This window comes from Methanopyrus kandleri AV19 (genome assembly GCF_000007185.1).
Lineage (GTDB): Archaea > JAADCQ01 > Methanopyri > Methanopyrales > Methanopyraceae > Methanopyrus > Methanopyrus kandleri.
The window spans coordinates 1,298,158-1,318,500 of record NC_003551.1 but is presented as its reverse complement, the minus strand read 5'-3'; the positions used below and the strand labels follow the sequence as shown (position 1 = coordinate 1,318,500).

At 65.6% G+C, this 20,343-nt stretch carries 14 protein-coding genes, 1 pseudogene and 1 CRISPR repeat array; of the genes and pseudogenes, 9 read left to right on the top strand and 6 right to left on the bottom strand.

Going from position 1 to position 20,343, the window contains the following annotated elements; all coding sequences use genetic code 11:
• Positions 1 to 893: 893 nt before the first annotated feature.
• The 4 genes from pelF to MK_RS06960 all read left to right on the top strand — a co-directional run bounded on the left by pelF (position 894) and on the right by MK_RS06960 (position 6,316).
• On the top strand, positions 894 to 2,369 hold the full coding sequence (gene pelF, locus MK_RS06975; protein WP_011019674.1) for a GT4 family glycosyltransferase PelF: 1,476 nt from the start codon (positions 894 to 896) through the stop codon (positions 2,367 to 2,369).
• A 6-nt stretch (positions 2,370 to 2,375) separates the two neighbouring features.
• The gene (locus tag MK_RS06970; protein WP_011019673.1) at positions 2,376 to 3,905 is read left to right on the top strand and encodes a hypothetical protein; all 1,530 of its coding nucleotides are present in this window, start codon (positions 2,376 to 2,378) and stop codon (positions 3,903 to 3,905) included.
• Positions 3,902 to 5,128 carry a hypothetical protein gene (locus tag MK_RS06965; RefSeq protein WP_011019672.1) on the top strand — a complete coding sequence of 409 codons (1,227 nt, stop codon included), beginning with the start codon at positions 3,902 to 3,904 and terminating at the stop codon, positions 5,126 to 5,128. Before MK_RS06970 ends, MK_RS06965 begins: the two co-directional genes overlap by 4 nt.
• Before the next feature lie 135 nt (positions 5,129 to 5,263).
• Positions 5,264 to 6,316 carry a hypothetical protein gene (locus MK_RS06960; RefSeq protein WP_011019671.1) on the top strand — a complete coding sequence of 351 codons (1,053 nt, stop codon included), beginning with the start codon at positions 5,264 to 5,266 and terminating at the stop codon, positions 6,314 to 6,316.
• Here the strand turns inward: MK_RS06960 and MK_RS06955 are convergent.
• Positions 6,285 to 6,527 (bottom strand): hypothetical protein, encoded by a 243-nt coding sequence (locus tag MK_RS06955; protein WP_011019670.1) that lies wholly within the window; start codon positions 6,525 to 6,527, stop codon positions 6,285 to 6,287. The two genes, MK_RS06960 and MK_RS06955, sit on opposite strands and share 32 nt — an antisense overlap.
• Before the next feature lie 124 nt (positions 6,528 to 6,651).
• Entirely contained in the window at positions 6,652 to 6,909 is a 258-nt protein-coding gene (locus tag MK_RS06950) for a hypothetical protein (RefSeq protein WP_148679770.1), read from the bottom strand.
• A 1,378-nt stretch (positions 6,910 to 8,287) separates the two neighbouring features.
• Between MK_RS06950 and MK_RS06945 the strand changes: the two genes are divergently transcribed.
• Both MK_RS06945 and MK_RS09145 read left to right on the top strand, forming a co-directional pair.
• The gene (locus MK_RS06945) at positions 8,288 to 9,976 is read left to right on the top strand and encodes a Terpene cyclase/mutase (RefSeq protein WP_011019669.1); all 1,689 of its coding nucleotides are present in this window, start codon (positions 8,288 to 8,290) and stop codon (positions 9,974 to 9,976) included.
• Positions 9,942 to 10,481 carry a hypothetical protein gene (locus MK_RS09145; protein ID WP_158295973.1) on the top strand — a complete coding sequence of 180 codons (540 nt, stop codon included), beginning with the start codon at positions 9,942 to 9,944 and terminating at the stop codon, positions 10,479 to 10,481. The genes MK_RS06945 and MK_RS09145 overlap by 35 nt, the downstream gene beginning before the upstream one ends.
• Before the next feature lie 410 nt (positions 10,482 to 10,891).
• Positions 10,892 to 11,587: a CRISPR direct-repeat array (repeat unit 36 nt; unit sequence GTTTCATTACCCATATTATTACGGGTTAATTGCGAG).
• 581 nt (positions 11,588 to 12,168) lie between these two features.
• Here the strand turns inward: MK_RS09145 and MK_RS06940 are convergent.
• Genes MK_RS06940 through cas10 form a run of 4 tightly spaced genes read right to left on the bottom strand, consistent with a single transcriptional unit; the run spans position 12,169 to position 17,017 of the window.
• Positions 12,169 to 12,669, bottom strand: a complete 501-nt coding sequence (locus MK_RS06940; RefSeq protein WP_148679769.1) for a type III-B CRISPR module-associated protein Cmr5 — start codon at positions 12,667 to 12,669, stop codon at positions 12,169 to 12,171.
• 3 nt (positions 12,670 to 12,672) lie between these two features.
• Positions 12,673 to 13,701 carry a type III-B CRISPR module RAMP protein Cmr4 gene (gene cmr4 / locus MK_RS06935; RefSeq protein WP_011019667.1) on the bottom strand — a complete coding sequence of 343 codons (1,029 nt, stop codon included), beginning with the start codon at positions 13,699 to 13,701 and terminating at the stop codon, positions 12,673 to 12,675.
• Positions 13,698 to 15,032 (bottom strand): type III-B CRISPR module-associated protein Cmr3, encoded by a 1,335-nt coding sequence (cmr3, locus tag MK_RS06930; protein WP_011019666.1) that lies wholly within the window; start codon positions 15,030 to 15,032, stop codon positions 13,698 to 13,700. Before cmr3 ends, cmr4 begins: the two co-directional genes overlap by 4 nt.
• The gene (gene cas10 / locus MK_RS06925; RefSeq protein ID WP_158295972.1) at positions 15,029 to 17,017 is read right to left on the bottom strand and encodes a type III-B CRISPR-associated protein Cas10/Cmr2; all 1,989 of its coding nucleotides are present in this window, start codon (positions 17,015 to 17,017) and stop codon (positions 15,029 to 15,031) included. Before cas10 ends, cmr3 begins: the two co-directional genes overlap by 4 nt.
• A 133-nt stretch (positions 17,018 to 17,150) precedes the next feature.
• Between cas10 and MK_RS09410 the strand changes: the two genes are divergently transcribed.
• From MK_RS09410 to cmr6, 3 genes and pseudogenes are all read left to right on the top strand, one after another.
• Positions 17,151 to 18,428, top strand: coding sequence for an RAMP superfamily CRISPR-associated protein (locus tag MK_RS09410; RefSeq protein WP_335316698.1), 1,278 nt, complete (start codon positions 17,151 to 17,153; stop codon positions 18,426 to 18,428).
• A pseudogene (locus tag MK_RS09405) lies at positions 18,313 to 18,891 on the top strand (RAMP superfamily CRISPR-associated protein); the annotation flags it as partial. The gene MK_RS09410 and the pseudogene MK_RS09405, both read left to right, overlap by 116 nt.
• Before the next feature lie 219 nt (positions 18,892 to 19,110).
• A complete protein-coding gene (gene cmr6 / locus MK_RS09400; protein WP_335316697.1) occupies positions 19,111 to 20,319 on the top strand; it encodes a type III-B CRISPR module RAMP protein Cmr6 in 1,209 nt (402 codons plus the stop codon).
• Positions 20,320 to 20,343: the final 24 nt, after the last annotated feature.

Genomic DNA, 20,343 nt, shown 5'->3' with positions numbered 1-20,343 from the left:
ACCTCGGACGGATTTGAACGCTAGGTGCTACCGGTTCTACGGCGGGGCCGTCGGTCGCAACCGGATCCGGCTGTACCGCGTCGCGACGGTGGGTAGCCTGTCATCACGCTCGCGAAGCTCGTGAAGTTCGGCATTACGGCCAGCTGGTACTTCGAGGTGGGACTATCCGCGCCGATCCTCCAGGGGGCTACCGATCCTGACGTACCTGCTGTGCAGTCACGTCCGGGTCGAGCCGGATCGGCTGGTCATCGTGCGGGACTACGGGTTCTTCAAACGCGGTGAGGAGATACCGCGACAGTTGATCGAGGGAGCGGAAGTGGTCACGATGGAGGACCACCGAGCGGACGGAAGGCACCACGCGGGTCGTGGCCGAGACGGTCAGGGTGCACCTGAGGGGTCGCGGGTACATACCGCTGACCGTGAAGGACGCGAAGGGACTGGCCCGGAAGCTGACGTCGGAGTCGTGACGGTTCGTGCGTCCCGGTCCGAGCCGTGGACGGCCTTCCCAACCTACCACCGGACCGTAGGGTGCGGGCGTCTTATGAACGGATACACACTACCTGCGGTCATCCTACCGTCACGTGATACTCAACCCGATCACGTTGGTTTAACGTAGCAGAAAGTTGGGTATCGTTAACGGGACGAGGATTCTATCCGCGCGATCGGTGACCCGTGTACACGTCGAAGGATACCCTCCCTCGCTCCGTGGACCCAGAGACAGCGTGCCGTATCGGGTATCATCTAGAGGCCCGTGTCGGCCGACGATCCGACCGGCTGATGTTTTCAAGATGTTAGTTCCGTCAATGCTCGAGTGAGTTAACGTTAGCTAATGTAACCCATATGGGAAATGTACATTATCGAGCTGTATTTTCAGTAATGAATACCGGGTGATCATGTTGGGTGGGCCCGAGGTCACCATCGTAACGGAGGGAACGTATCCCATCGCGCTCGGGGGAGTCACGACCTGGGTACAGCGTCTCATCGAGCACTCCCCGAACGTCAGGTTCAACGTGCTCTGCCTGGCGCCCCCGGGGAAGACGGAGCCGGTCGTGGACATCCCGGAGAACGTCCGGGACGTGGTCGTCCGAGAGTTGGTACCGAGACGGATGGGGAAGCGCCGCTGGGCGGCCCGCGTGTTCCCGGTTCACAGGATCCGGTGGCTGCTGGGACGCCGAGGTGAGTGGGCTCCCAGGGGTTTCCGCGTCCTGGAGCGGGCCTTCGAGTATATACTGGAGGGCGAGCCGCTGGAGGAGGAGATGCTGAAACGGTTGTACGAGGTCTCGGAGAATCCTGTGAAAGTACTGGAAGGACCGACGGTGTACACGCTGGCCCGGTACGTGGAGGACCAGCTGGGTTCGGACGAGCGGTTCAGCGACCTGTACTGGGCGGTGTCGAACGTCTGCTCCTTCGTCATGGGGGCGGCATCGGGCGTCCGCCACATGCCCGAGTGCGACGTGGCTCACCCGCAGAACTGCGGCGTGTGTGGCTTCCTGTGCGCCATCAGGAAGGCCGTCAAAGGAACCCCGTACATCATCACGGAGCACGGCGTCTTGATCCGAGAGCTGGACACACGCCTCGAGGGACTCGGGGACGTAGCCCGGGAGCTGTACCGGCGGTGCTTCGAGTCGATGATCGAGACCTCCTACCGGTACTGCGACGAGATCCTGGCGATCTCCGACTACCACCGGGAGCACGCCGTGAAGCAGGGTGCGCCGGAGGACCGCATCGACGTGATCTACTCGGGGATCGAGACCTGGAGGTTTCCACCGCCCTCGGACGTGGAGAGGAAGTTCCGCGAGGCGGACAGACTCCACGTGGGGACGGTCGCCCGGGTCGAACCCATCAAGGGGATCGACGTGTTCGTCCGGATGGCGGCGAGGGTCGCCAAGGAGATGGGACACGACAGGGTCCGGTTCCACGTGGTCGGACCCATCGATGACCGGGAGCACTACGAGAGGTGTCGGGAGATCGTAGAGCGGCGGGGGCTGGAGCGTGTCGTGAAGTTCCACGGATCCCAGTCTCCGGAGGAGATCCTGCGGTTCTACCACAAGTTCCACGTGTTCGTGCTCTCGAGCAGGTCCGAGGGGCTCCCCATGGCCCTCCTCGAGGCGATGAGCACCGGGTGTCCCGTGGTGGCGTCCGAGGTGGGCGCGGTCCCCTACATCGTCAAGGAAGGGATAGGACGGACGTTCCCGGCGGAGGACCACGAGGCCGGTGCACGGGCCCTCCTGGAACTGCTCCAAGACCCGGAGGCCCTCCTCCGGATGTCGTACACGGCAACGAGGGAGGCCCGGAGGTTCGACGTCACCAGGATGTGCGAGGAGTACACGCGTCGATACGCGAAGTACGCGGTCCCCGACCCCGGGTGAGATCGAATGGGGTTCCTATCGGACGCCATCGACAAGGTCATCCGGGGCGTGAGGAGGGGAAGGGCGGACCTCAAGTCCGTCGTCAGATCGGCGTTACTCTTCACCCCAGTTTGGAGCGTCATCACGCTGTTGGCACTGTTGGAATCGATGTCCTTCAACGATTTACCCAGGCTCAGTTTCGGTCTCATCGTGGGTTTGCTCTCGTCCTCACCCTTCCAGGTCTTAGGTTCGCGGATGGTGGCGGACGCGAGGTACCTCGGGGTACTGTCCCCCGTCATCGGCGTGCTCGCGCTATTGGCGGTCGTCTACCCGCCCGTGCCGTACCTCCTGAGCCGGCTGCTCTCGGAGTCCTTCGGTCTGAAGCTCTCGCACGACGTCGTTCTGGCCGCCGAGCTGACGGGTATCGTCTACACCCTGACCTGCATGGTCGCGGCCAGCTGGAAGGAGTACCGGTGGAAGGCCGTCCTACAGATCGTGGCCTCCTGGACGGCGTTCTCGGTCGCGTTCGCCGTCCTCGCGGCGGTGACCTCCGACGTCCTGAGGTCGTTCGTACTCTCGTCGTCCCTCCTGGCGATCACCCTCACGGCGAGCCTCGTCGCGAATGCGCGGAAACACCTCGAGAACCCTCCCGAGATCACCAAGGAGTACCTGGTAGGGTGCCTGGTGGTGGCCGCCGCGGCGGCGCTGGACTACTTCGTGATCGCGCTGTCCTCGATCGCGTACTACGCCATGATGTTCTTCGACAAGATCGTCATCTGGTGCGGGCGTGGGTTCCCGTACCCACCGCTCGACGTCCCGGCATCCGTGGGGATGGTCCCCCTGCTGGCCGGCACGTTCGCGGCCGGGATCTTCTGGATCGACGTCGGGGACGACCTGGACAGGATCTACAGGGTCGAGTCGAGGGAGCTCGAGGAGATAGGACGGCGGATGTTCCTCCAGTTCATCAAAGGGGCCGGGATCGCCCTCGCGCTCTCGGGCGTCCTGGCGCTGGTGACCGCCTCGTTCGTGAGACCTCGGTTCCACTACTGGATGTCGGGGGACGTCGCGTACCTCCTCGGGCCGGTCCTGAAGGCGTCGTCAGCGTTGATCCACGCGGTCAGCGCCGTCCCCGTCCCGCCGTTCGGGAACCTGGCGACGCTGGTGAAGTGGATCGAACGGCAACTGGCCGGCGCGAACCCGGACCTCCTGGTACTGTACCTGCTGGGGAGCGTCCCGGGGGCGCTGGTGGTCTACACGTACCCGCAGCTGATCACGTTCCGCCGGGAGATCGAGGCGACGGTGGCGCTCTCCCTCGTCCCGATCGCGGAGCTCCTGGCGTGGCATCGGTGGGGTGTGAAGTGGCTCGCCCTGGGCTACCTGATGGGGACCTGCGCCTCGGCGACGGTGTGCGCGCTGACCGCGGTCCGCATGTGGCTCAACCTGCACACGGAGGCGTACCGGGTGCTCTCCTACAACAACTTCGTTTCCTACGTGATCGAGGTCCAGCGACACGGAGGTGAAGAGGTCCGCCCACGGGACCCGACCATCCGGGGATGAAAGTCACCACCAGGACGACCCGCGGGATGGAACCGCCGGTACCGCCGCGTTTCGTATCGACACGCACCGGCACCGCCCGGCCACCGTATACTTATCGTAAGGCTTATACCGCCGGGAGAATCCGTGGTTCCGCCGGCGTCGAGGGGGCACCCGATATCGGGGAGCGCTCGACGCTCCTCGCCCTGCGATGGCTCGAACTGTTCTCCGACGTCTGGATAGTGATCCTCGGCCTGACGACGGCGATCGTGTTCTTCGTCTTCGGTCTCCTCCCCTCACTGCTCTTGCTATTCGTACTGCTGCTAATATCGGCACCGATGACCGCACCCGTACGGTTCGTACTCTCGACGATACCACTGATCGTCGTCCTATGGTCGGCGAGACTGGCGGATCGTGAGGTGATCGTACTCTCAGTGATACTACTGATCGCCGCGCTCTGGTCGGCGAGATCGGCGGGGCGTAAGGTGGTCCGCGAGGCGTCGAGGATCGTGGAGGAGGCCGAAGACATCGTCGGTGTCGTCTTCAGAGCCGAAGGTACTCCGGACAAGCTCGACCGCAGGCTCTCCGGACTCCTGAAGGTGCCGGACCGCGACCTCTCGGGAGGGAAGGGAACCCAGTTCGTAGTGGGAAGTAGGGGTTACATCAAAGGGTGTAGGGGTGCGCTGAGGGAAGCCCTGAAGATCGTGGGTTCCGGGGACGCCCTGCGCGAATTCGCCGAGGAAGGTAGCCTCGTGACCTTCCACGTGACGCTCGTGATACCTCCAACGAGCCGGTACGAGTTCAAGACCGAGCACGACCTCCGCGGTATCGCGATCCCGCTCGGCCGCAGGTCGGAGGACCGCGCCCCGATTGTCGCCCTGCTGGGGGTCGGTCGCCGCGGTTCAGCAGAAGATTGGACGCTCGCCTTCGGCGGCGTGGTCCCGCTCGGGGAGACGTTCTCCGAGCTCCACCCACACGAGGGTAGGACCGACGACGGACACGGGTCCCGACGGCACCGGGACCATGACGGTGACCATAACGGTTGGTGCGCAGGGGGCGATGGCCTCGGGGATTATCACTGGTGGGATTCCGATGAGTCCGGTGGCATCTTCGAGAGTATCGTGGATAGCATCGCTGAAATCGCCGAATCGATGGAAGGGGGCTGGGGAAATGGTGGCTGGTTCGGCGACGGAGGAGACTGGGGCGATGGTGGTAACGGTGGTGACGGTGGGAACGGGGGCTGCTGACCGTGGCGGAGATACCCTCCGGTCGGGGGTTCCGGTCCTACACCGGGCGATCCGGCTTCCCGGTTCACCACACGACGTCCACGTTGCGAAAAACAGTAATCCCGCACCGCCGCACTCCCATCGCGGGGCCTCCGCGTGAGGGTGCGGTGGGTCCTCCTACCGGCCCTGTTGGCGCTGGTCCTACCGTTGCCCGTTCACGGTGACGCTTGGGTGGGTCCGGAGGCGCTCCTGGACGTGGGCGTGCAGAGCGACCTGATAATCGAGGACGTCCACTTGAAGGAATCCGATCACGGAGTCGAAGTCGTCGACCACGTGGACGCGGAGTACCGCGCGTACATCAGGGTTAAGGAGCCCGGGAAGCCGGTGACGCTGCACGTGCTCCTACCGCAGGGCACGGAGGTGCTCGAGGCCAGGTTCTATCCCGAATTATACCCGATCGAGGGGATCGATTTGGACAGCCCCGATGTCAACGTCAAGTGGGAACGGATCGAGCCCGTGAGCCGCTCGGAGGTCACGTGGAAAGTGCTCGGCTGGACCTGGAGGTGGACCCAACTCGACTTCCGGGTGACGCCTAAGTACGACGAGCGGAGGCACGGTTGCTCCGCCCTGGTCCTGAAGCTCAGGATACCGACCGCCCACAGGGAGCCCGAAGAGATCGATAGACTACCGATCGCGGGACCGAAACACTACCCAGAGCTAGGATCTTACTACTATTTCGGGTGCATCGAGTGGCCCGCGCCGCTACAGCCTTCAGGACGGGGAGGCGGATTCAACTGTTGGGCGACATCGGACGCTTGGAGTCCGCACGTCCTGTTCCTGTGGCCCGGTGGGTTCGCCGACATCCAAGAGGGTTTCACGAACGTGTCGCTCACGGACCACTTGGTACTGACGCTCGGAGGAAGTGGTGGAGGGAGTGGCGCCGCCGTCGATGTCGTCGGTGTGCGGGAGGAAGGGGAACGGGTCGTGCAGTCGGAGTGGCCGCGGGTCACCGGGAGGTTCGGGTTCCCGTACGTGCCCGTGGTCGCGGTGATCGGGTTGGAGAAGAAGGAGCCTTCGAGTCCGAAGACGGGTCGGAAACCCGAGCGGGAGAAACCGGCGAAGCACGAGCTACCGGTTCCGCCGATAGTGCCGCCGCCGATGCGAGGGAGACGCCGCCTCACGGGTAAAGCGTCCAACTCTTCCCCATAGCCTTCCGGACGCCCTTCAGGTTTCCCCTCTCCTTCCTCCGCCCCGCGAACGCCGTCACCACGGGCACGAACTCACCGTTCTTCAGGCGCTTGACCTGGAAGTGAACCCGTGAGCGCGAGTACCTGCGACCGATCCCGAGGTAGTGCCCCATTCGTCTCTTATTCTCCGACTCATTCCTCAGCCGGTCGTAAACTTTCCAGGCGCACTCCAACGCCTCGTTCAGGCTTTTCGCCCCTGGCCCGACGCCGACCGCAAAGTAACCATCCCTGAACGCGGGGAACCCCCGGTTCGTCCCGGAGTCCGTCGCCCAGCTTATCCTCGATCCAGTCGACGATCTATTTGACGTGCTCCCGTAATCCATCCCCAAGTACGACCTCCTCCCACATCAGCGACCCGGCGCGCCGACGCGAGCGCGCTCCTACACCTCCCAGCAGCGAGAGGAACTTCAGGGACCGCTCGAAGGCCTTCCGGACGGAGTTCCCGTCGAGCCCGTATTCCTCGAGGATCCGCTCGGCACGCTCGGAGACGACGTACCGGGCCTCCAGCTCGAACCTCGACCCCTCCCGTACGGGATACTCAGGTAGAACCTCCAAGCCCAACCTTTCCTCCGGTCTCCCCCCACGACCGGACCGTAGTCCTCTGAGCACCCGATCTGCCGCTCTCCGACTAACACCAGGTTCACCGAGGGCGGTAACATCTCGTCGTCGACCTTCCCGCCGAACACGGCCGCCTCGAACCCGCGCACCTCCTTCCAGTCCGAACACCGCCCGAGGAGCGCCCTGAGCCAGTACCGGAGGACAACTCTTCCCGATGAACACCGGGGTGACGGCCTCGAGAACTCACGGTCATCCGGGGAGGGTAGATAGGGTATCCCCGACCCGGTAACCCGTTTTCGAAGCGTATTTACGTGTATCCGGAATCGTACATTCGGGCCCGATGATGGGCCCGGTACCGCGGCGACGTCCCACGGTCTCCGATGGATCCCGGACGGCACCGCGAGCCCGCCGAGATCGTCGCTCACCTCGGAGACCGTCGGGACCGTGCGTGAGGACCGGGATTCGAACGGACCCTCCGGGGGCTCCGCCCGGTCCGGGAAGGGTCGAAACGGTTCCGACTGTCGATCGAGTCATCCCCCGCGGACCCGTACGGGGATGTCTTCGACCGAACCGTCCACATCACGGAGCACCGACCGTGAACCCCCTCCACCGTCGGAACGCCCTCTCCGCCGCGAGGGACCGGATCGGGGTCGGGCCCGTCGACCCGTGCGCAACATCTCGCCCCCTCCCCCGAAGTCGAGGCACCGAGCGGACGGTCCGGACCCCGCGTCGCGCCGGAGAAGGGGCCTGACCTTGAATCGCCGCGGTCGTCCCGAAGGCGGAGCACCGTCCGTCCGACGTCGGGATAGGATGCGCACCGTGGGATCGCCCGCCGAGGTCGTCGCCTCAGTGACGGTGGGAACCCGCCCGGAGGGCCCCTTCGATCCGCGTCGACGCGTCGTCTCCCTATTCAGCGCGGGGCGTTCGAACCGTGCGTCACGCCACCGGACGGGACGTCGGACCTGCTCTCCCTGCTCCTGGTCGTCCCGCACGATCACGGTTCGCAGCTTCTAGAGGTTCACATCCCTCCCCGGAGGTCATCCCCGCCGGGGTCGGGACCGAGGGGGCTAGGTCCGACACCGTCCGAAGGATAAGGACGTCGGGCGCGTACCGCTCGGGCGGAGGGACCACGCGGTCCGCAGCGGATCCACGGTACCCCTTCACGACGAGGTGGTGCTGTACCACCGGGTGGTGGAGAGGACGCTCGAGGTGTACCCACTGTACGCGCTCGCCGTCGCGCTGTCCCTAACCCATCGACAGGCTCGAAGGGGGGCTTCCCTCGACTCGCGTTCCTCGGGTACGGCAGGACGGCGCCGGACGCGGGCGTTGCGAGCTTTATTTATCGGTTACTTTTCAGTAACCGAAGGGGGCCACCTTGCGACCCGCGACCGTGGTAGCGGTGGTGCTGCTGGCGGCGCTCGCGCCGACCTCGGCCCTGGACTGGACGGGTTCCCAGGAGTACGGTGCGATCGGGCAGGAGTGTAGGCAAGCCGTCGAGCGAGCCACGATCTGGTGGTTCGCCGAGGGCAACGAACACCTGAACGCGGCGTTCGATACGGCGTACCCGGTGCTGTTCGCGGCGGAGCGCATGGACTCGTTAGCCTCGCGGGTACCCCTGCACGTCCCGGCGTCGAGCCCCGCGGACACGTGGCCGGCCGTCCGCATAGGGCTGCTCCTGTACCCGACCTTCCGGGACGTGAACAGACTACTGGAACCGATCCTGCACGAGACCGTCTACCAGGGTCTCGCGCCCGTGACCGACCGCGACGTCATCAGGGAGAAGATCCTGGGGCTGGTCGAGGCCCAGGACGACGACGGGAGCTGGGGCAGATGGCGCGAGGAGAAGCCCGAAGAAACGGCCTCGGCGGTGGAGCTCCTGCTGAGGGTGCTCCAGTTCCGCGACGTCGTCGGCGGTCAGCTGGGGCTGGACGACACCGCGTTCTCCGAGGTGCGGGAGGCGGTGGAGCGTGGGATGGCCTGGCTGCTGGGACACCAGGGGAGCGACGGCGGGTTCGACCAGGACCCGGCCGATCACGCGCGCGTGATCTCGACGCTGATCGACGTGTACCGGCTGGCGGACCGGCTCGGGTTGGACGTGGACCGCGACGGGATCCTTAACGCCGTCCGCAAGGGCCTCGAGTGGCTGTTCAGCGCCGAGTCGGGTGTAACCTGGGAGGATGTGGACGGCTCGCACGGACCGGTCTGGACGCGGAACGGCTCGCCCGACGTGCGAACGACCGGGGACGTGCTGCGGTTCGCCCTGCTGAAGGCGCTGTGGTACGATATCGCGACGGACGTCGAGGTCGACACGCCCGGCGGTAAGAGGAAGCTCCGGGACCTGATCGAGGACCCGGAGTACGACCTGCACGCGACCGTCCGCTGGCTGCTGAAAGGACAGGTCGCGACCACGGGACCCGAGTACGGGAGCTGGTCGGACGACGAGGGGACGACGGCCGCCGCGATGGGCGCCCTCGAGGCGTACCTGAACCCGCGGGTGTACTACGACGGGTACTGGAGACCCGCGGACGTCAGGGCCGAGATGGAGTTGTTCGACGTCACCGAGCGGGGGACCACGCTGGTCCTGAGATACCGGGTCACCGGCGAGGTCGAGAGCCTCAAGGCGACGTTCTACGAGGACTACGGCTACCACGGCTGCTACGAGGTCTGGAGCGGGGAGCTTCGGTCCGGGGAGGGCGTGCTGACGATCGACGTGGACGGGCACACCCTGTACGTCTTCCGGATAGTCGCTCGGTACCGCGACGGTACCGTGGACGACGTGTTCGCGGTGGCCGGACTGAAGATCCCGCTCTTCGCCGGGATCGAGTCGTCCGACACGTCGCCCGTACGCGTGAAGGGCAGCACGTCCAGAGCCCTGCTGGTGTCGGGGGGGCTCGTCGGAGAGGATCGAGATCCGGGAGGTTCGCGTCGAGTTGTACCGCGGGAACGAACTGGTGGCGGCCCGGGAGGTGCCGGTGGGGAAGTACGGGGACTTCTCGGCGACCTTCCAGGTGGACCCCGGGGACTACCGGGTGGTAGCGCTCGCGAGGATCGAGTGGCGCGGTAAAACGCTCTACCTGAGGAGTACCTTCAGCGGCCCCATGCCCGCCCCCGTGCGCAGCGTGAGCTTCGGGCGACCGAGCGGGATCGAGGGGACCCAGACCGGCGGTGAGGAGGGGACCGGTGAGAAGCCCGAGGAGAAGGAGGGGACGGAGGAGAAACCCGGGGAAGAGAAGCCCGCGAACGGCGTGGGCGGCGGGACGGAGACGGATCGAACCCGGGAGACGTCCACGAAGCCGGAGGGCCCCGGAAAACCGACCGGAGGCACCGAGGGTACCGGAGGGGCCACCGAGAGCTCGAAGAACGGGACCGAGGGTGAACCTAAGCCCTCGGAGCCGGAGAAACCGGACGGAGGCACCGGGAAGGGGCGGAAGAACGGGGGAGAGAGCGAGGGGGCTGAGGGAGTGAAACGGGAACCGCAGCCGCGGGAGCCGAAGGGTCGGAGGCTCCCGGTGTGGTGGGTGCTACCGGTGCCGACGCCGGCGGCGCTCCGCCGGTGGATCTCGGCCTGACGCCCCTTCCCCGCCATTAGTTACGTAATTCGTAACGTTTCCGTCCCGACGACGCGATCGGCGCGAGCCGACGGGCGGTACCACCATCCGGACCCGGGGTACGCCACGTGTAAGCGGACGCCACGGACAGTCCCCGCGCTTCCCTCAAAGAGTCGGGAACGGCGTCGCGGTCGGCCGACGAATGGCCTCCGATAACGATAGTCGTCGTTTATATTGTACGTAGGTTAACCACAAATATTATTATAGGTTGTAGGTTAATTGCAAAATAGTGGTTAATCGGAGAATGATTGAATTTATAACTTTAAAGAGTTTGTGAATGTCTTATTATCCGTTTTATTACGAATTAATTACGAGAGTTATGGGATAAAAACAACGGTGGACCTCTCTGCAGTATGTAGGACGGTAGTGGGATTTCATTACCCGTATTATTACGGGTTAATTGCGAGTCAGAGATCTAGGGCATTGGGTGGCAATCTTTTCACTTAGCACCAGCACAGTTTCATTACCCATATTATTACGGGTTAATTGCGAGGCTACGAGGCAAAGGAAACGAGAGAGGCAATCATCAACGGTATCCTACTCAAGAGTTTCATTACCCATATTATTACGGGTTAATTGCGAGGATGATAGTTGACTACCTGGAGCTTGGAACATTCACGAAGACAGTAAGGCCAGAAGCGAAGACAGGTTTCATTACCCATATTATTACGGGTTAATTGCGAGACGAAGAAGGGTTAGACGGCTATGTATCACGGTGGACAATCGTTTATCCACAGCGGTTTCATTACCCATATTATTACGGGTTAATTGCGAGTCTGTGAGTGTGGTACTCCGCTGAAGCCGAAGTTCCATGCGGGTGAGACGTTCTGGTATTGTTTCATTACCCATATTATTACGGGTTAATTGCGAGGGGTCTTAGGGCTGTGTCTGTTAGGGGTTTACCGAAGGCTTTTCTCCAGGCGTTGTTTCATTACCCATATTATTACGGGTTAATTGCGAGCGTTTGCGGAAATACAGAGACTACCAGAGGTAGCAGATGAATTAACGGAGATTATACTAGTTTCATTACCGTTTCATTACCCATATTATTACGGGTTAATTGCGAGGGCAGGCGGTTCTTCCGGAGGATCACCCTTTACACTCCGAAACCACCGAGGAGATTCCCTATCCCTTACCCACTAGGGCTGGCGTACCGGTCCTATTTAAAGATTACCCCGATTCCGCTGAACACTTAATCATACTAAAATCCGATACTAATCTGTTTCCCTTTAGTCAAAAGTTTAATATACAACATCGGTAATACCGAAAGTTATAGTTTCTCCTGATGAGTAATTAATGAGTTAACTTAATGAAGTAATAATTACATAGTGCCTACAGATAGCTTTGATATCTTGTAAGAACTATAATTCTTTGCTAACGGTTAGAATCGTCATCTCTTCGAATTGAAATAAGATGCAAAACTCGCACTATTAAAGTGCATATTTTGGGCTTCAGGAAAAACCATTACCAGTATTGATAAGTATGAGTAGAAGTGGTAATACTTCATACTCAAGCGCCCCGGAACGACCGTCTCCTACGGGGAAGAACCCGCATTTCCACCAAGTAAGTTAACCCTATGAAAAACCAGTACGAGATGATACTATAATCTTCGATGATATCTCATAAGAAAGACGGGTGAAAGGTGGGATCAATCCCCGCCCCCGAACCTCGACACCTTGTGCCAACCCTCGGCCACGCGCTTGATCACGTTGAGCAGTTCGAGCGCCCGTGACTCGGCGTAGCGCATCTCGAGGGTGCCCTCCTTCCCGGCCAGCTCCACCAGGGCCTCCCTGACCTCGTCCCGGACGTACTCTCCGACCTTCTCCGCGATCTCGTCCTCGTCGACGTCGTCGAACCGGCCGAAGCACTCCTCCCTGAGCTCCGACCACTCGGGCTCGTCGGCGAACACGACGTGGTTGAGGTACATGGCGAGGTGGTAGGCCAGCAGGGTGCCGGGGTCCTTCGATCCCCGGGAGGCCATGAACGCGAGGGTCAGGGGGAGGCCCTCCTCGAGCACCATCACGGCGGCCCTCGTGGCGCGCTTGTAGTACGTCTCCAACGGGTCGTCGGAGTCCTTCCAGACCGTGCCCGTCAGCCGCTCCACATCCCTCACGCACTCGACGGCCCACCGGAACGGGGTCACGGTCACCGCTCACTCCCCCACGAACTGCCTGAGACGTACGAGACCGAAGCCCACCGTCTCGCTGCCCCCGACCTGGAACCGGAGGTCCAGGTAGCCGTCCCCGCTCCCGTCGGCGACCGCCCCGAGCACGCCCGCCTCCAGCTCCCCGGCGGCCTCCTTGAGGGCCTCCAACTTCCTGTCGTCCCCGTCGGGCACGCCGTCCGGTTCCCACCTCCCGAACAGCACCTTCCGGGCGTCGACGCCGTTTTTGGGCGGTACGGTGTCGTGCCGCACGTTCAGCGTGCCGAAGAAGACGGTCCCCTCGGGCACGCGTTCCTCGTACCAGGGGCCCTGTTCCACGGTCTTCTCCTCGTTGAGCCGGACGCGGACGACGCGCTCCGTGCACGAGTTGACGAGGTCCGCGAACGCGCCGTCGCCCAGGACCACGAGCCGTTCCTCCACGTAGCGCCGGAAGTGGGGCTCGGGCGCGCCCTCGAACACCGTCTCCGAGAGCACCCCGGCGAGATCCCCGACGGCGTCGCTGGCCTCCGCCCTCACCCTGATCCTGTCGAGTAGGAGAGTGCCCTCCTCGGGCGCGAGGGCACCGTTCCCCCGCGGGTCCTTACAGTCGTTCAGGACCTCCTCGACGGCCTCCCGGAGGTCCTCCAGCTCCCCGGTCAGCTCCAGGACCTCGTACAGCCTACCGAGCTGGTACGGTGAGGTCACCCAGGCCAGGAAGCCGGGCTCGCACCTCACGGGCATGGCCAGGAGGACGGCGTCGCTGAAGGCGACGACGCCCGGTGACGGGCTACCCTCGCCGGGTCTGTCCCCGAAGACCGCGTCGACGAGCCCCTCGGAGGTCTCCCCGTCGAGCTCCTCGGAGAGTTTCCGGAGCGTCGCGTGGCGGAGGGCGCCCTTCAGCGTGGAGCCGTAGATCACGGGGAGCTTCGTGTGCGCCTCGCGCTGGAGGGGTAGGTCGATCACGTCCGTCGCCCGCTGACCCGCACCCGCCCTCGTCGGCGTCCGGCACACGAGGAAGTACGGGAGGGCGTCCGTCACGGGCTCACCCCCGGTAGGCTCAGGGCGTAGGCCGTACCCACGCCGGAGAGGTGGAACGCGAGCCTGGAGGCGAGCAGCTCTCTGTCTTCATCCCCCATCCTGGGGAAGAGGAGCAGGGGCGTGCCGGGGTCGACGTCGAGCTTCCCGAGCGCGAGCACGGTTCCCTCGGCGGCGGCCAGGTGGTCAGGGGAGGCGCGCTTACCGGACCACGTCGAGACGCGGCGGGTCTCGATCACCCGGTCGGCCAGTACCTCGGACTCCACCTCCGAGACCTCGAGCTCGACCTGGAGGACGCGATCTCTTGGGCTCCCGGGTCTCACGAGGACGGCCTCTGCCTTCAGGCGGTCGCCCGGGGAGGAGGACCGGACGTCACCCTCCGGGAACGGGGTCGGGGTCTCGAGGTACAGGCCCGGGAGGTCCCCCTCCGGTTCCTCCACCTCGGGGAAGACGTCGTCCGACCAGTCCCCCGCGCGGAGCGGGATCACCCACGCGTGCCGTCCCCGGCCGAGTCGGCCGCCCGGGGAGGGGAGGTCCTCCAGTACCCCGTCGTCCCACGCGTCCTCGGGCACCGCCAGGACCGTGAGGAACCCGACGAGACTACCCCCGTCCACCGGGGACCTGCCCGGTCTGAGGAACCTCGCGGCGTACAGGTAGCCCTCGTCCGCGGTCTTGAGCCCGACCAGCTTGACGCCGACGTGGAGCTCGGGACGCAGGAGTTCCCCGGGTCCCGCGACGTTGTCCTCGAGGTCCGGCGTCCTTCTCGCGGGCGTCCTTCCCGCGAGGATCTTCGAGATCGTTCCCGTGTCGACGTAGCGCCCGGGGGTCTCGACGTCCGAGCCGGGCCTCGGGGGTTTCGGCGTCATGAACCCGTACCGGCGGCGGAGTGCTTCGTCGTGACCCGAGAACGCGATCGCCGCGTCCCCGACCTCCTCGACCCTCAGCAGGTCGACGGCCTCGCCCCCACTTTCGGGCTCGTACCTCGCCAGGTGGGCGGGGCACGGCCACCAGACGCGCTCGAGCCGGTCGGGCGCCCCGGGCCGCACCTCGACGACCCAGGTCCCGAGGAAGAGGGCCGTCTCCCCCAGGGCCTCCCCGATCGACCCGGGCGGGGCCGACCTGACGAGCTTCCGCGGGTACTCCAGGACCTCCCCGAGGTCCCCGTCGGTGACCTCCAGGAGCGCGTTGCGGACGCAGCCGGCCACGGTCCAGGGCTTGGGACCCTCCGACTCCGCCACCGACTCGGCCGCGGCCCTGAATGGCTCGGGCCTGCGGAAGAACGCGCGGTCCTGAGGCAGGACCAGGAACCCGACCGCCACGTGGCGCGCGGTCAACCCCCGTTACCCCCGGCCGGGCACTCCGAGCGGAGCTCGAGGGCGATCTCCAGCGCGCGACCCACCTCCGCGCCCGGGTCGCCGTCCTCGGGTCCGGCCTTCCCGACGACCTCGGCGATCCTCTCCACGAGCCCGACGATCTCACCCTCGTCGGCGCCCTCACCTCGGTGCCTCAGCGCCACGTACCCGAGCAGCGAGCGGAGCAGGTTCTTCGGCTCGTCGAGCTCCTCCCACCAGCCCTCCCACCAGTCCCGCGGCAGGTGGTACGCGGCCCTCCTGGAGACGAGGTCCGCGAGCTCGAACAGTAGCCCCCAGGGGCGTTTCCCGTCGGCCTCCCACTTCAGGACCGCGACCCGCTCCGGGGCGTTCCTCCGGTACAGTCCTACCGCGAGCCGGTTCCTGCCGGCCTCCTTAGCCCTCTTCTCGAGCCGGTACGCCAGGTCGATCGCGTCCCGGAGCGGGTGGAGGTGGTGGACGACGGCCAGCCCGGCGCTGCAGGTCCCCTTCCACTTCTTCAGGCTCTCCCGGAAGGTTTCCTCGAGCTCGAACGCGCAGTCGAGGGCCGTGTGCAGGGGGAGCGCCGCGAAGACGTCGTCGCCCCCGCAGTACAGGAGGACCCCGTAGTGCCCGTGCACGATTCTCATCGCCTTCAGGCCGAACTCGATCGTGGCCCGGGAGGCCCCGCGGGTCGTCTCCGGGTCCCGCGAGAAGAGCTCGCCCATGCGGTCGCCGTCCAGCTTCAGGAGGGCGTAGTACGGGGTGTAGAGGTTCTCCAGGTCGCCGGCCTCGAGCAGCTCCCTCAGTCCCCCCGGGGCCTCGGGATCGTACCAGAACCTGCCCTCGACGCAGAGGAGGACCTCGATCAGGGAATCCTCGACGTCCCCCAGCTCCTCGTCCAGTCTGGGCGCCTTGGGGGTCAGCCGGTGGAGTTCCTTCCTCACGTCCTCCGGTAGCCCTTCGGGCTCCAGGCGGTCCCTCTTCAGGTCCTTGGCGGCCTCCTCGAGCTCCCCCGCCCGATCCACCTCCTTGACGCACCTGAGGTAGTGGGCGATCTGCCGCAGCTGCTCCGGTAGCACTTCCCTCAGAAACCCGAGGGCAGCCTCTCGGAAGCCCCCGTCGTCCTTGAGCTCCTCCCACCTGTTCAGTATCCCGACCTTGACCGGGGTGATCGCGACCTCGGCCGTGGACGGGATCCAGGAGATCTTCTCCAGGTACCAGGAGCGTATCACGTGCGTCCCGAAGTAGCGCTTGAGCAGGCACGCGGCGCAGAGGCGCTCGAAGCCGCCCTCCCACCGCTTCAGGAGCTGGGGAGGGAGCCGCTCCGAGAGCTCCTCCCAGAACTCACGATCTCCCACGGTCGGGTACGTACCGCAGACGCTGCAGGGCTGACCCCCGGATCCCCTCGCGTCCATCACCTCGGCCCGCGTCCCGACGAGGCTCGCGACGCGGCGGACGGCCTCCCGGTACGCTTCTTCGTCGTCTGGCTCCTCCAGGTCCACGACGGCCGCGGAGACCTGGATCAGGCCGGGCGGGAGCTCGACCCTCGCCGCGGACCTCCCGGACGTGCGCTCCCACCAGTCCTCGAGCGGCTCGTACAGGCTGACGTTATGACACCTCCAGGGGGTCTCGCGGCCGCGCTTCAAGACGTCCTCCAGCACGTCCTCCACGGTCTCCCGGGCGATGCGGGCGACCTCCTCCGCGCTCACGTCGCCGTCCACGACCAGCTCGACGGCGTCCGGCATCACGCACCCGCGCGTCTCCCACGGCTCCAGGTTATCCGGCTTCTTCTCGAAGGGGTGATTCCCCGGTAGGACGGGTCGGAGGACCCTCTCGACGTCCAGCCTACGGCACAGCCGCTCGTACACGCGGTAAACCAGGTAGCCTAGCAACCAACTCGCCGCGAGGGAGTCCGCCAGTTTACGACCCCGGAGCCAGGTCTTGATGCCGCCGGACGGCCGTAGGCGCACGGTGACCAGCTTCGGCACCCGGCTCACCCCGGCGCCTCGCCACTCTCCCTGAATTAACTTTATCAAAGCTATCCCCGGCGGCGGACCGGGGCCGCGGTTGAGGACCCTGACCGTCGGGTGCACCTTCGCCACGCCCGCGATCACCTCGCAGGTGAGGTACGACCGGGACGGACCGCTCCCCCGACCCCCGGAGCTCAGGGGACAGTTCAGGTGGGCGTTCCGGGCCGTCGCGGCCTCCTTCCTGGACGGGGACGGGCTCCGCCGCGTCGAGGCCGAGTTCTGGGGCGGCAGACCGTCGGAGGGGAAGGACCTCCGACCCTCCCCGGTCTCGGTGCGGCTGAGGAGGGGCGTGGGTGAGGACGACGTCGAGGAGGGTGGCCGGTGTGCGAGGCGTCGAAGGCGATACCGCATCACGATCGACGAAGACGGTCGACTTCGGGTCGACAACCGGTGCTATCTATGCCCGCCCATCTACCTGCGCGGTCGACGTGAAGAGCAACCTCTCGTGATCCGGGCCGGAGCGACCTTCGAGCTCGAGCTGACCGGCCTCCGAGAAGACGCACTCGAGGTTGCGAAGCTCTCCCTGGAGCTGCTGTCCCTGATCGGTGGGTACGGCCGGCGGTTCAGGCGCGCCTTCGGGTGCTTCGAGGTCCGGGCCGACGACCTGTCCACCCGCGTGGAGGGTACCGACGACTTCGTCGATAGGCTCCGCGGGTGCCTGGACGATCTCAGGGAACTGATCGCGGAACGCTCCGACGGTACCTCGGGGCCCGTGGAATCCTTCCCGAGCTTCCGTCGCGCCACCCTCTGGACGTTCGAGTGGAGGAAGCAGCGCGTCGATAAACTCCTGGACCGTCTGGGGGGCACGCTCAGGGAGGCCCGTCGGAGGCTCCGGAACGAGAGGTTCGAGAACTCGAACGAGGAGCTCCGGTGGCTGCTAGGTTCGAGCGACGCCGGGGGTCCCCTGGCTGCTGCGATCCCCGCTCCTCCTCTCCGTGACGCCGGTCGAGCTCGACGGCGTGAACCGCGGTCGCTACGTGGTCTCCGTCCTGCTGCTGTGGTTAGGGAAGCTGCACCCCGGGAACGGGACCGTCGTGGTCGAGGAGGGGGATCGGAAGAGGGTCGAGAACGCTCTCGAGAGGACGCTACGCCGGTCGTTCCGCGGCGTCGAGCGCCACGGGATCGAAGTAACCGAGAGCCGCGTGAGGGTGTCGAAATCGGCGGGGTGAACACCCTTGGAGAACCGGCTCTGGGCCCTCACGGTGACCCCCACCCGAGTGGGCACTGGTGGGCGACCCGGCGCGATCGACCTCCCGCTGATCCGGCGCAGGCACACCCGCGTACCTTACGTCCCGGGGAGCTCCGTGAAGGGAGCGCTGAGGACCCACGTCGAGGCCGAGCTGGAGAAGCCGGACGACCTGGTCGATGAGATCCTGCGCGATCTGGGTGAGGACACCGAGGAGCGGCGGGAGCGCGCCCTGCGGGTGCTCTTCGGCGACCGAGACACCAAGGGCGCGGTGACGTTCGGGGACCTCCTGCCCGTGGCCGTCCCCGCGCCCGTCGCGCTGGAGGGTGGTAAAACGACGCCCCTCGTCTGGCTCACCTGTCCCTACGTCCTGGATTGGATCGGCGTCGAGGCGCCCGAGCCCGACGGGGAGGCGCTCGCGCCCTCGGGCTTCCCCGCGGAGCGCGTGGTGCTGGAGCACCGCGAGCTCGTGGTCCGCAGGAACGGGAAAGTCGACGGCGTCGCGGACGAGCTGGTCGTCCCGGGACCGTGGAAGCTACCGCTGCACTCCCGCCTCCTAATCCTCGACGACGCTACCTTCGCCGGGCTCCTCGACCCGGACCGGCCCGTCGTCACCGAGCTCCGCACCCGCGTCCGGCTGGGTGGCCCGTGGGACAAGACCGTGGAGGAGGGCGCCCTCTGGACCGAGGAGTTCCTGCCCCAGGCTCACCCTCCTCGCGGGACCGTACGAGGTCGACGCGTCCACGCTGGGTCCGACCGAGGAGCGCGCGCTCGAGGTCCTCCGGAGGGTGACCTCGGTACAGCTCGGCGCGGGCGGTTCCGTCGGCTTCGGCGTCCTACGGTTGAACTTCGAGGGGGAGCTGGGATGAGCGAGCGTTCCCCGGAGAACGTCCTGCTGTCGCGGCTCCGGGAGGACGTCGACGAGGAGCTCAAGGGTGACCTCTCGACCCTGTGCTCGGTCCTCCTGTACTACGGTCTGCCGGGCGCCCTGGTGCTCGCGGAACGGGAGGACGTGAGGGAGGCGCTCTCGAGGCTGCCGCTCGACCGGATCGAACGCGAGCTGGAGAGAGAAGGTCTACCCCGGGCCGACAGACTGGCCACGCGGCTCGCCGACCTGGCCCGGAACGCGGCCGCCGTCGGCGAGTTGCCCGAGGATGAGGGGCGCGACCGCGTGGAAAGACTGCGCCGGAGGGTCGCGGAGGCGGCGGAGGAGTCCCTAGTCCCCGAGGAGGGCGTCCGGACGCACCCGTACCACGAGAAACGGACGCTGGCCCTCCGGGCGCTGAGTGACGGGGAGGAGAACCTCAGACGGGAGGTCCGAAGGCTCCTGAGACGGGTCGTGGACGCCGCGGAGAAAGCGGCCCGCTCCGACGAGATCCGCGGGTACGTCGGGTCTTACCTGAAGACGCTGAGGGAGCTGGGCCGGAGCCCGCACCTCAGGGTCCGCGAGGTCGAGCTCCGGTTCCCGCACTCCAGGCTGGTCGTGGGGATGGGCGGCCCGCACCCGGCCGAGAACGACCTCACCCTGGACCCGGTGACCGGCCTGCCCGTGATCCCGGGGACGACCCTCAAGGGCGTGGCCCGCGCGGCCGGCGAGCTGATCCTCGAACGCGGAGACCCCGACGAGCTGAGGAAGTACTTCGGGGCCGACGACACCCGACAGGCCCGGAAGCGCTTCCGTGAGGTGTTCGGATCGAAGCCAAGGGAGTCGGAACCCAAAGAGTCCGACGACGGGAACGCATCGGAGTCCAAGCGCGCCGGCGAGGTGACCTTCCACGACGCGCTCCCGGATCCGGACTGGTTGAGGGACGTCGACTCGCCGCTCGAGGTCGACGTCCTGAACCCGCACTACGGCGAGTACTACGAGGGAGAGGGGCCTCCCCACGAGTCGATGCGACCCAAGCCCGTCGAGTTCCTGACAGTCCGGCGGGGTTCCAGGTGGCGCACGGTCCTGGTCTCGGAGCGGAGGGGGTCGCTGGACGTCGCCCTGAGGCTCCTGAAGTACGGCGTGGAGCGCCTGGGTATCGGCGCCAGGACGTGCGCCGGCTACGGGTACGGCGAGGTTCGGTACTGATGGGAGTATTACTTAATTTAAGTA